This window comes from Mesorhizobium sp. BR1-1-6 (genome assembly GCF_020165355.1).
GTDB lineage: Bacteria > Pseudomonadota > Alphaproteobacteria > Rhizobiales > Rhizobiaceae > Mesorhizobium.
Window position 1 is genome coordinate 85813 of sequence record NZ_JAIUHZ010000008.1, and the last position, 12010, is coordinate 97822.

At 63.1% G+C, this 12010-nt stretch carries 11 protein-coding genes; 7 read left to right on the forward strand and 4 right to left on the reverse strand.

Going from position 1 to position 12010, the window contains the following annotated elements:
- Positions 1 to 75 precede the first annotated feature (75 nt).
- The gene (locus tag LB545_RS17430) at positions 76 to 603 is read left to right on the forward strand and encodes a c-type cytochrome (RefSeq protein WP_140498540.1); all 528 of its coding nucleotides are present in this window, start codon (positions 76 to 78) and stop codon (positions 601 to 603) included.
- Positions 604 to 763: 160 nt separating this feature from the next.
- On the opposite strand, the gene LB545_RS17435 is transcribed toward LB545_RS17430, so the two are convergent.
- Positions 764 to 2308, reverse strand: coding sequence for an alpha/beta hydrolase (locus tag LB545_RS17435; RefSeq protein WP_224705540.1), 1545 nt, complete (start codon positions 2306 to 2308; stop codon positions 764 to 766).
- 208 nt (positions 2309 to 2516) lie between these two features.
- Between LB545_RS17435 and LB545_RS17440 the strand changes: the two genes are divergently transcribed.
- Positions 2517 to 3386, forward strand: a complete 870-nt coding sequence (locus LB545_RS17440) for a class I SAM-dependent methyltransferase (RefSeq protein WP_224705541.1) — start codon at positions 2517 to 2519, stop codon at positions 3384 to 3386.
- Here LB545_RS17440 and LB545_RS17445 read toward each other — a convergent pair.
- Both LB545_RS17445 and LB545_RS17450 read right to left on the reverse strand, forming a co-directional pair.
- On the reverse strand, positions 3380 to 4474 hold the full coding sequence (locus LB545_RS17445) for an ROK family transcriptional regulator (RefSeq protein ID WP_140566492.1): 1095 nt from the start codon (positions 4472 to 4474) through the stop codon (positions 3380 to 3382). The two genes, LB545_RS17440 and LB545_RS17445, sit on opposite strands and share 7 nt — an antisense overlap.
- Before the next feature lie 57 nt (positions 4475 to 4531).
- A complete protein-coding gene (locus LB545_RS17450; RefSeq protein ID WP_140498346.1) occupies positions 4532 to 5182 on the reverse strand; it encodes an SGNH/GDSL hydrolase family protein in 651 nt (216 codons plus the stop codon).
- Positions 5183 to 5536: 354 nt separating this feature from the next.
- Here LB545_RS17450 and LB545_RS17455 point away from each other — a divergent pair, with 354 nt between their 5' ends.
- The 5 genes from LB545_RS17455 (at position 5537) to LB545_RS17475 (ending at position 10864) form a co-directional block, all read left to right on the forward strand.
- Positions 5537 to 6583, forward strand: coding sequence for a substrate-binding domain-containing protein (locus LB545_RS17455; protein ID WP_411961462.1), 1047 nt, complete (start codon positions 5537 to 5539; stop codon positions 6581 to 6583).
- Positions 6584 to 6651: 68 nt separating this feature from the next.
- Entirely contained in the window at positions 6652 to 8163 is a 1512-nt protein-coding gene (locus LB545_RS17460; RefSeq protein WP_140498344.1) for a sugar ABC transporter ATP-binding protein, read from the forward strand.
- A gap of 9 nt (positions 8164 to 8172) precedes the next feature.
- Positions 8173 to 9135, forward strand: coding sequence for an ABC transporter permease (locus tag LB545_RS17465; RefSeq protein ID WP_140498343.1), 963 nt, complete (start codon positions 8173 to 8175; stop codon positions 9133 to 9135).
- Positions 9136 to 9138: 3 nt separating this feature from the next.
- Entirely contained in the window at positions 9139 to 10092 is a 954-nt protein-coding gene (locus LB545_RS17470; protein WP_140498342.1) for an ABC transporter permease, read from the forward strand.
- Positions 10093 to 10180: 88 nt separating this feature from the next.
- Positions 10181 to 10864, forward strand: coding sequence for an SGNH/GDSL hydrolase family protein (locus LB545_RS17475; protein ID WP_140498341.1), 684 nt, complete (start codon positions 10181 to 10183; stop codon positions 10862 to 10864).
- 227 nt (positions 10865 to 11091) lie between these two features.
- Here the strand turns inward: LB545_RS17475 and LB545_RS17480 are convergent, their stop codons facing one another.
- A complete protein-coding gene (locus LB545_RS17480; RefSeq protein WP_140515065.1) occupies positions 11092 to 12000 on the reverse strand; it encodes a hydrogen peroxide-inducible genes activator in 909 nt (302 codons plus the stop codon).
- Between the last annotated feature and the right edge of the window lie 10 nt (positions 12001 to 12010).

Sequence of the window (12010 nt, forward strand, 5' to 3'; positions counted from 1 at the left end):
CTGCGTAACGGCAGCCCCCGACGGGAGCACGACAAAGGTCATAGGAGAAGCCAAGAACAACCAAGGGAGAAAACCATGTTTCCAGCGTCAGTTCGTCTCGCATTGCTCACGGCCTCGGTCGTCGCCCTTCCATCATACGTCGCCGTGGCCGACGACGCGCAGGTCGCGCGTGGCGAGTACCTGGTCACGATCGCCGGCTGCAACGACTGCCACACGCCCGGCTACTTCTTCGGCAAACCCGATATGTCGCGCTTTCTTGGCGGCTCGGATGTGGGCTTTGAGATACCTGGCGTCGGTGTCTTTCCCGGTCGAAACATCACGCCCGACAGGGAGACCGGCATCGGCAGCTGGACCCCGGAGCAGATCGTCGCTGCGATCCAGACTGGCCAGCGGCCGGACGGCCGCACCCTGGCGCCGATTATGCCCTGGCCTGCTTTTGCGCATCTCACAGCGGACGATGCCATGGCCATCGCGGCGTTCCTGCAAAGCGTGAAGCCGGTAAGCAACAAGGTCCCGGGCCCGTTCAAGCCTGGCGACACGGTGTCGACATCCATGATGCGGATCATCCCGCCGGGCGGAACCGCTGCCGCTGCACCGAAATAGGCCGAAAACCGGCCTTCCACCGGACGTCGTGTTCGACGCCGCCCGGCGTCGTCCCGGAGCATGGCCAAAATGGCATCCGCGCCGGCCTCGCCATTCGCGGCCAGTCCCCACAACCATTTGCACACGCGGAACTGACGGCGGCAGATGCCGCATCCGCGCATCAACTGCTTCGTGCAAGCGCGCCGATGCTGTCGAGCAGCGGCTGTTGGTCGCCGACCCAAAACCAGTGGTCGTCACCGGCGATCTCGATGAACCGCGCGCCCGGGATCCCGGCGGCCAGGAGCCGCCCTGCCTCGACGCGCACGGCGCGGTCGCCGGACCGGTGCAGGACCACCGTCGGGGCCGAGACTTTTGCGAGCAGGGAACGGACATCGGTATCACGCAGCGCTTCGAGCAGACCCGCGACCGCGCCGGGGCTGGAGGCTGCCCTGAGCAATCCCGCCCACCAGGTCTCCGCCTGGCGGTCTCCGGAGAGGCTGGGGGCGAAGGTCTCGATTTCCGCCGGGCCGCCCCAGCCGGCGATCAGCCGCTGCTTCCACAGATCGTATTGCGCGGCGGTCAAGGCGAAGGGATAGTCCGACGCGCGGCTGCCTTTCGCGAGCGAGCCCCACAGGACAAGGCCGATGAGCCGATCCGGATGATCGATGGCGAAACGGACACAACCCGGCCCGCCTTCCGAGGCGCCGATGAGCAAGGCCCGGCTGCTGCCGGCCGCGTTCATGACTGCCAGAATATCCTGCGCTGTCGTTTCGACTGTGGCACGGACACCGACACGGTCGGAAAGTCCCATGCCGCGCCGGTCGAACAGGATCAGGCGGCCCAAGCGCGAAACCGCTGATATCCAGGCGCGGCAGCGTCTGTCTTCCCAGATACGCTCGACATGCGAAATGAAGCCGGGAACAAGCACGATGTCCGTCGGTCCGCTGCCGACGATCTGATAGGCGAGATGGATGCCGTCTACTTCGACGTAGCGCGTCCTGGGCACGTCCAAAGTGACACCTTGAGTTGGCTCCCGCACCAGGGCAAGCGTGGCCGGGTCCGGCGCTACGCCGAGTTCGTCTCGTAACAGCCGGACACAGCTTTCGGCCTGGCGCTCGGCTGCCGCCCTGTCCCCGGCCGCCAGGTGGGCGCGGATCAGGTGACGGTGCGCACTTTCGCTCAAGGGGTCGAGTGCCGCCAGGCGCGTCGCATGCACCACCCCGCTGCGTGGTTCGCCGCCGGCGATCTTCGCTTCGATGGTACGCTCCAGCGTCTGCACCAGTCGGCTACGCAAGGCCTCGCGCCTGAAAAAGACCCATTCGTCGAATTCCGGACAATCCGGGAGTGAGAAGCCGCCGAGATAGTCGCCCTTATAGATGTCGGCCGCCTCGTCGAGCGGGCCGACATTGCAGGCATGCTCGAAAATCTTGGAGTCGAGCTCGACGAAAAGCGCCGGGTGTAGGCTGAGGGATGCCCCCGTGGCGGCGATGACCTCCGTGCCGAACGCGATGCGAATTTTATGCAGTGTGCGCCGAAGGCGTGCTCGTGCGGCTTCTTCGTCGGTTTCGGGCCACAGAAGCGTGGCGGCGACCTCGCGCGCCACGGGCCCGCCGGCCTCGGCGACATAGATGAGGAGCGCGGCCGCCTTGCGCAAGGCGAGCTCCACCGGCTGCCCGTTCAGACGGAACTCCGGAAACCCCAGAAGTCGGAACTCCAATCTTTCCATCGACCCGTACGCGGCCGAGCGGGGACGTTCAGGGGACGCCGGCCTTCTATCCATCCCACGACGTCGGGCCGATCGGGCCCGATCAGGAGACTCCTTGGAGCGAGAAATGTCACCGGTCAATACTCTCAGCCAGCATTGCACGTCCGAGGCCATTGCCGGGGGTGGCGTTCCCATCGGCGTCAAGAACGCAGGGAAAGGAGGCTGAGACATGTGCCAATCCTGTCTCTCCTGGTACGCACGCTGCATTGCTCCCTACCTCGTCCACGCCGGCTGTTCGGCAAACGTGTTCGCGCGCATGCGAAGGCGCCTGATCCCGCGGGCGCAGGGCATTGTCGTCGAAGTCGGCTTCGGGTCCGGCCTGAACCTTCCCTATTACGACGCCGCCAGGGTGGAGCGGCTGGTCGGCATCGATCCCGACGGCACAATGCTTGGCCTGGCCGAACCGAAGATCCGTTCCCTGCCGTTCGACGTCGACTGCATCCGGGCCAGCGGCGAAAGGCTGCCCTTGATCGATGGCCTCGCCGACACGGTCGTCGTCACCTATGCCTTCTGCACCATTCCCGACCCTGACGCGGCGCTGACCGAGATCCGCCGCATATTGAAACCTATGGGCCGGCTGATCTTCATCGAGCACGGCCAGGCCGAGGGGCCGCGCGGCCGCAGATGGCAGGAGCGGCTGAACAAGCCGTGGGGACAGATCGCCGGCGGCTGTCATCTCAACCGCCAACCGCTGCACTTGATCCGAGAGGCGGGCTTCCGCATCGTTGAAGAGGAGCGCGGGCGGTTCCCGCTGCCCTTCTGGCAATTGGGAAGCCACTACGCCGGCGTCGCGGTGCTCCGACAGGGTGACGGGCCATCACCCCAGGCCAGATCGTGCATTACGAGGTCCCACGCACATCCGCTTCCGCGCGGAATTGCCGATGACGGTCGTCGGCATCCCGTTCCTGATGCGCGAGGTCACAGAAGATGGCGTGAGGGACAGCTTCTCGCACCGGAGTTAGCCGACATTCAAACCGGGTGCATCCACGTCTCAGATGGGGCTTTGCAACCCTTCTGTTATCGGCGTTCCGATCATTGAATCATAAACCGCGAGCTGAACGGCAGGCTGGCTGCGCCGACGGCTTTCGGGCTGATGGTCACCCGCGCTGGCAACGCTTGGACAGCGGCAAATTCCCGGCCGATATCGGCGCACAAGGCCTTGGCGATTTTCTGCGGCGCATAGCTGGACAGGAGGACCGTCCTGAACTCGACAAACTGGGTCAGCGCCGAGATCGATGCTTTCAGGCGGTTTGAGCATTCCCCCAGCCATTCGGTGTAGGCCTCTCCAAGATCAGGCCACTCAGGGCTGCTGCTCCAGATGATTTCGGACGAGCGTCCGCGCATGGCCAGTTCGCTTTCCAGGCGCATGAGGCCATGATCGAAGCTGGCACTGGAGTTTCCCTTATAGATCTGGTGGTTGAGGATGAGCCTGCTCTGCAGCCTAGCTCCGAGATAGAAGAACAAATAGTCGTTCAGCGGCTTTGCGACGCCGAACATGCTCTCACCGCCGGCCGCCGCGGTGATGTCGTTCTGGACGAAGACCGGCAGCTTGATCTGCTCTTCGATCTCGCTTTGCAAAGCCTTCAGGGACGTGCTCGATCCGTTGCCGGTTGCAGCCATGGCGTCGACCTCATCGGGAACGGCCAGCCCGATACCCGCGACCCGGCTGCGCGCCTCGACCGGCAGGCTCGTCATGGCTTGCCTGATCGTCGCAAGCAAATCGCTGCTTTGCGGAAACGGATTGGCTTCATCCGCGGGCAACTGCGTGTGGAAGCGCACGGTGCCGATGAAGTCGATGAGCGCGATGTCGATCCTGCGCCGGCTGAAGCCGACGCCGACCGCGTAGGCGCCTTCCGGGTTGAGTGAAAGCGGGATGGTGGGGGGCCCGACACGGCCGCGCTGCGCCTCGCCCTGCGAGACCAGCCCTTCCTGTTCGAGGGAGCGGACGATGACCGAGGCCGTCTGCGCCGACAGACCGGTCTTCTCGCCGATTTCCATCCGCGATATGCCCTCGTTCTGAAGCAGCAGCGACAGCACCAGACGCTCATTGTAGCTGCGCACGCTCAACGCGTTCAGCCCGCTCGCACGATCGGCGATGCGCAAGGGATTGGGTGGTGCAAACCTCATGTCAGGCAAGGGTCGCCCCATTGGTAAGAGCGCATTGCCGGGCGGCGGTATGGTTGCTCATGTCGAGCGGCTCCAGCCGATCGCATCGACCGCGCGGGCGAGTGCGATGCCAAGCAGTCTGTGCGCTTCGGCATCGATGTGAAATCCGTCCGCTTCGCTGCAGGACACCACCGAGCCGGCATCGAAAAAGTGCAGTTCGAGCGAATCCGCCAGCACCTCGAACTCGAGCGCCAGCAGCCGCGATTTCTCCGGTGCGCCGGCGAAGATGGACTTCCACTCCTTGACGTCGTCCTGCATCGGCGGCGGTGCGACGATCATGATTTCGGGTGTGGTGCCGCCCGGACCGGGCGCCAGTTCCTTGATGTCGTAGACAAGGCAGCCTATGCCCATAGCCACTTCCGACGGCGGTTTGTTGAAGCGGATCTTGAGGTCATTGGTGCCGAGCATGATGATGACGAGATCGAGCGTCGCATGGCTCTGCAGACAGGGGCGGAGATAGGTTCTACCGTTCTTGTGTGCCCCCTCGATCGGATCGTCGTGGACGGTGGTTCGACCGCTCAATCCTTCCTCGATGACATACCAGTCGGGGCCTAGCTGAGCGCGCAGTATCCCCGGCCAGCGCTCAGCCGGGCCATAGCGCTCGAGCGGCCCCTTGCCGGGGATCTGGCCGTGTGTGTTGGAGTCGCCGTAGCACAAGACTGATCGCATGATTTCCCGCCGGGACTGACCGCGCGCCGGTGCAGGACGAGCGCTCTTCATGATGAATAGCGGAGTGGCGAAAGGCAAGCAACGGAATAGTCATTCAACATGACTAACTATTGACAGGTCAAACCCACTATGCTTCTAAAGTGCCCGGAGGAGTTCTCGACCGTCATCATTGTCCAGCCGAAATTGGGCCTCGACACACATGTGTTCGGGGGCGGGAGAATTGCGTGCATAGGTCGGTTCGCGACGACAAGCATGCATCGGGAGAGCGTCTCGCGGCCCGTGCGCGTCCGTACGGCCGGAGCAACCACAAGGAGGAGTTCAATGTTAGGATTGCTGAAAACCGTCGGGCTGGGGATGCTCGTTGTATCAGCGCTTGCCGTAACGTCCCTGGCGCACGCGGAAGATGTCAAGCTGATGGACGGCGTCGCGCCGCGCCCCGACGACACGCGCATGACCGAGGCCGGCGCATTCAAGAAGGATCCCCCTTGGGTCATCGGAATGAGCGACTTCGGCGTCAACGCCAACACCTGGACCGTGCAGGTCGCGCATGAGGCGGAAAATGCCGCGGCAAAGGACAAGCGCATCTCGAAGTTCATCCTCCTCGATGCCGGCTTCGATCAGAAGAAGCAGGTAGCCGATATCGAGGATCTGATCGCCCAGCATGTCGACGCGATCATCGTTCAGCCGGTGACCAGCACGTCGGCCAACGCCAGCATTGCCAAGGCGGTCGCCGCCGGCATCCCCGTCATCCTTCACACCGGCCGCATCGATTCCGATGCCTACACCACCGAAATCCAAGGGGGAGCCGAGCACTTCGGCAAGGTAATGGGCGACTGGCTGGTGAAGACCGTTGGCGACAACGGCAAGATCTGGGTCCTGCGCGGCCTTGCCGGCCACCCGGAAGACACCAACCGCTACAATGGGCTACTGGAATCGCTCAAGGGCACACATGTGCAGATCATCGCCGAGGAGCATGGCGACTGGCAGTATGACAAGGCCAAGAAGCTGTGCGAGACGCTCTATCTGAACAATCCGCAGGTCGACGGCATCTGGTCGTCCGGCGCCGACATGACGCGCGCCTGCGTCGATGTCTTCAAGCAGTTCGGCACGCCGATCCCGCCGATTTCGGGCGAGGGCAACAATGGCTATTTCGGCCAGTGGATCACGGATGGATTCAAGTCGATCTCTCCGGAATACAGCCCGGCCCAGGGTGCTGCCGGCGTGCGCGCCGCTGTAGCCCTGCTCGAGGGCAAGCAACTCTACAAGCGCTATGTCTACAACCCTGATGGCTGGGACAAGGACAAGGCCGCGAAATACTATCGCGACGACCTGACGGCCAATGTCTGGTGGCCGAGCGAACTCCCCGAAGACAAGCTCAAGGAATATTACGGCAAGAAGTGACACGCCGTGGCCGGCGGGGAGTGGACAAGCGTCCCCGCGGGCCCCTCCAGTGGTGAAGCGAGGGTTTAGTGGCCAATCTTATCGAGATGTCGCACATTTCGAAGGCATTCGGGGGAAGCAAGGCGCTCCACTCCGTTTCCCTCGATCTGAAGGCCGGCAGCGTTCACGCCCTGATGGGCGAGAACGGCGCCGGAAAATCGACCTTGATGAAGATCCTGGCGGGCGTGTATCAGCCCGATTCCGGCGGGATCTTCATGAATGGGGAAAAGCTCGATCTGAAGTCACCGCGCGCCGCGCTCGATGCCGGCATCTCGACCGTTTTCCAGGAACACTCGCTGCTGCCTAATCTGTCGATCGCCGAGAACATGTTTCTCGGCCGGGAGCCGACGAACCGGTTCGGCTCGATCGACTATTCCGCGATGAACAGCCGAACCGCCAAGGCACTCGGCGAACTCGGTCTCACGCTAGACTCCTCGCAACTCGTTTCCAACCTGACCATTGCCGAGCGGCAATTCGTCGAGATCGCGCATTGCATCCAGGCCGACGCCGGCGTGCTTATTCTCGACGAGCCGACAGCGGCGCTCAACGCGGCCGATGTCGATGTGCTCAACCGCAATATCCGCCGCCTGCGCGATAGGGGAAAGGCAATCGTCTACATTTCGCATCGCATGGAGGAAATCTTCGAGCTGTGCGACACTGTGACGGTGCTGAAGGACGGCGCACTGGTCGGCACCAGAACGGTGTCCGAGATCACCGCAGACGAACTCATCGCCATGATGGTCGGGCGCGAACTCCAGGACCTGTTCCCAGATCGCACGGGCGACAGGGGCGGCGAAATCCTGCGCGTCGAGAATCTCAGGATCACCGAGACATCGCAGCCTCTGTCGCTGACGTTGCACAAGGGCGAGATCGTCGCCCTCGCCGGGCTTGAGGGACAGGGCCAGCAGCGCTTCTTGCGCTCCCTCATCGGCCGCTACCATCCTTTTGCCGGGACGATTTCCATCAACGGCAAAACGCTCGACATGCCGCTCCCGACATCATCAGGCGTTCGCCATTTGCAGCAGCTGAAGGTCGGTTTCGTCCCCGAGGACCGCAAGGAGGAGGGGCTCTTTCTCGCTTTGCCGATCGCCCACAACATCGCCATCGGATTGCATTCGAGGCGACGCGAACTTGCGCCGGCGCGGCCCTATCGAAGCGTCATCGCCCGCATGATGGATGTCATGAACATAAAGGCGACAGGGCCGTCCGCTCCGGTCGGTTCGCTGTCGGGCGGCAATCAGCAAAAAGTACTGCTCGGCCGCTACCTCGCCGCGGATCTCGATCTTCTCCTGGTGGAAGAGCCGACCCGTGGCGTCGACATCGGCGCCAAGTCCGAGATCTACCATCTGCTGCGCGACTTCACCCGCAAGGGTGGCGCGGTGCTGGTGCTGTCGCGCGAGACGATCGAGCTGATCGGGCTGTGCGACCGCATCTATGTCGTCCACCACGACACAGTCGTGGCCGAAATGCCGGCAGCACAGGCGACGGAGCACAAGATCCTCGACGCGGCCCTGACGGGCGGCTCGGCGCGCCGGCACTAGGGGCCTTCCATGTATCGTAGCCTGTCCAACATCGTGAGTGGCCGGAACACACGGCAGGGCCAATGGGTTCTGCCATTGTTGGTTGCCTTGCTCATTTCGCTGTGGCTGTCGGTTCAGACGACGCAGTTCGCAACGGCCGAAAACCTTTTCAACCTGGTTGCGCAGGCGATGCCGCTGGTCATCGCGGCGGCCGGACAACTCGTCGTCGTGCTCGTCGGCGGGCTCGATCTATCGGTCGGCTCGGTCATCAGTTTCACGACGGCGGTGCTGGCGCTCGACCAGCCGGCGATCGTGCTGATCCCGGCGGTCTTCGTGCTGGCCGCATTCATCGGGCTGATCAACGGCCTGGCGATCACCCGTTTCAACGTCCATCCAATCATCGCCACGCTATCGACGCAGTACATTGTCCTTGGCATCACGCGCATCTTGCGTCCCGTCTCCGGCGGCACCGTTCCGGAGATCGTCATTGCTGCCGTCTCAGGCAGTTTCCTCGGTATTCCTTATCCGGTCTTTTGGGGAATCGTCGTGATGCTGTTGGCCTGGAAGCTGCTCTACGGATCGCGATACGGCCTGCATCTGTTTGCGATCGGCGGCGGCATCGCGTCGGGGGCCGAAAGCGCTGCCCGCAATTTCGGCGTCTCCGATCGCCGCAACATCATCCTCGCCTATGTGGTCTGCTCCTGTTTCGCGGCCGTTGCCGGTGTCTTCCTGGCCGGGCGCATCGTGTCGGGTGATCCAAATGTCGGGTTGCTTTTCGAACTCGACACGGTCACCGCCGTGGCACTTGGAGGCACCCAGCTTTCAGGCGGAATCGGCAGCCTGCACGGCACGGTGATCGGCGCGCTTGTGATGGCACTGCTGGCCAATGGCATGAACCTCGCCAACGTCTCGCCCTTTGTCCAGACGGCGATCAAGGGCGGCATTCTCTTGGCCGTGGTCGGGCTGCAATCCCGCAAGAAGATGGGGCTCTGAGCGATGACTGCCGTTCTCGCAAACCCGATCGCCCGGCGTCTGCTTCGCATACCGCCGTCCTACTTTGTCTTCCTCGTGCTTCTGGCCACGCTGTGGGTCGCACGGCCGAACATGCTCAACCTCAACATCATGGGCATCTTCATCAGGCAGATCGTTCCGCTCGGCATTCTCGTGCTGGGGCAGCTCGTCGTCATGCGCGTGAAGTCGATCGACCTCTCCGGCGGCGGCATCATCCTGCTGATCAACTATTTCATCTCGTCGGGCAGTTTCCCGGGCGCGTCGCTGCCCTTCTTCGTCGTACTGGCGCTCGCCACGGGCCTCGTCATTGGCCTGTTCAACGGCTTCATGATCGGCATCCGGCGGGTGTCGGCCGTCATAGTCACGCTGGCCGTCAGCATCATCCTGGTCGGACTGGTGCAGTTCCTGTCGAGCGGCAATCCACCCGGCGATGTGCCGAAACTGTTCAACGACCTCTACAACACGAAGTTCCTGTCGGTTCCGACGCCGGTGCTGTTCTGGATCATGCTGACCGCCGCGGTGTGGCTGCTTCTGTCGCAGACAGTGTTTGGTCGTTACGTGGCCTCTGTCGGCGAGAATGCCGAAGCCGCCCATTTTTCCGGCGTGCCGGTCCAGCGCACGGTCATCCTGGCGCATACGCTCGCCGGCCTGATCGCGGCGATCGCGGCCCTGGTACAGACAGGTTCAATCGCCGTCGGCAGCGTGCGCGTCGGTCTCGACCTGCCGATCCTGGCAGTCGCGGCGACGATCCTTGGCGGCGTCGCCTTCGGTCGCGGCGACGGCGGCGTCTGGGGACCTTTCTTCGGCTCGCTGTGCTTCGCGCTTTTGTTCGTCGTGATGACGGTGCTCGGCATCGACGAACCCGGCAAGCTCATCGCCCAGGGCGTCATCATCCTCGGTGCGGCGATCTTCTACGGAGTGCGCGTGCGAACCTCCTGAATCGAAACAAGGCAAGCCGGCACCGGCGTTAGGGCTGGATCGATAGATCTGCACGTTCAGACAACTGCAAACAGATGGAGAAACATGGATGTCACCGCCAAAAAATATCATGTGCTACGGCGACTCGCTGACCTGGGGCTGGGTTCCGGTCAAGGAAGGGTCGCCGACCTACCGCTACCCCTATGACCAGCGCTGGACGGGTGTTATGGCGGCGGCGCTGGGAGCGGGCTACCACATCATCGAAGAAGGTTTGAGTGCGCGCACGACCTGTCTCGACGATCCCAACGACCCGCGCCTCAACGGCGCCAATTACCTGCCCTCTGCCATCGCCAGCCATCTGCCGCTGGATCTGGTCATCGTCATGCTGGGCACCAATGACACGAAATCCTATTTTCGCCGGACACCCTACGAGATCGCCAACGGAATGGCGAAACTGGTCGGGCAGATCCTGACGAGCGCCGGCGGTATCGGCACGCCTTATCCGGCTCCGAAGGCGCTGGTCATCGCGCCGCCGCCGCTGACCCCGATGCCCGATCCCTGGTTCGAGGGCATGTTCGGCGGCGGCCACGAAAAATCCAGGGAGCTGGCCAGGCAGTACAAGGCGATGGCGGATTTCATGAAGATCGACTTTCTGAATGCCGGCGATTTCGTCACCACGGACGGTATCGACGGCATCCATTTCACCGCTGGCAACAACGCCGATCTCGGCCGCGCGGTCGCCGACAAGGTCAAGTCTATTCTTGAGCCAAGCCGCGCCAGCACCGCCGCCTGAAGTCGCGACGCCCGCCGGCTTGCGCAACGGCCGGTTCGCAGGCGTGTCGCATTCTTCCTGTATGCCATTATGGACCCAACGATGAGCCCGGTCCGTAATTCTGCCCAACACGTTCCGTGGCACTTGACCCACTTGCTTTTATGAAGACGAGCTATCCACTCAAGCCGTTCAACAGGCGCACATTCGAGGTTTGCCTGGGCCGATAGTAAGCTTGGGCTCCTCGTCCTTCACACCGCCTGCACCGCCGCCGCCAATCCTCGTATGATCTTCGCCAGCTCCCTGCACTCATTGTGCAAGGTGCTGTTGCGCCGCCAGGCAAAGCAGATCGTGCGCTGCGGCATGGGTTCCTGGAACGGCACGATCTTGAGATCGGGGATAGTGCCGGCAGGTCCCGTGGCCATTTCCGGGATCAGCGTCACGCCGAGCCCGTGCGCCACCATCTGCAAGAGCGTGGTCAGGCTGGTGGCGCCGTAGCTTGCCATCGCCACCGGCCGCACATTGCCGCAGACAGCCAGTGCCTGTTCGCGCAGGCAATGGCCCTCCTCCAGCAGCATCAGCCTTTCCAGCGCCGGGCTTTCAGGCGGCACCGGCGGCGAGGCGAAAGCCGGATCGCCTGACGGCACGGCCAGGAAAAACCGGTCGGGGAACAAAGCCTCGGTCACCAGGCCGGGATGGTCGAGCGGAAGCGCGGCGATGAAAGCATCGAGCTTTTGCGACGCGATGTCCTCGACGAGCGAGGCGGTCACCGCCTCGCGCAGTTCGAGCATCAAGTCCGGGAAATGCATTTTCAGCTCGGGCAGCGCACGCGGCAAAAGGTAGGGCGCGACGGTCGGAATGATGCCCAGCCGGAAGCGCCCTCCCATGGCAGGGCGGCCACGCCGGGCGATGGTCTCGACCTCGCGTATGTCGGAAAGGATGCGTTCGATGCGCGGCAAAAGGGCTGCCGCCTCGTCGGTCATGCGCACCGATTTGCCGCCGCGTTCGAACAGCCGGCAGTTCAGCCGCTGCTCCATTTCCGCGATCTGCGAGGACAGCGCCGGCTGGCTCACGCCTGCAAGTTTCGCCGCACGCCCGAAATGCAGCGTCTGCGCAAGTGCGTCGAAATAATGCATCTGGCGGACGGTTAGGCCTATCATAAGAAAATCC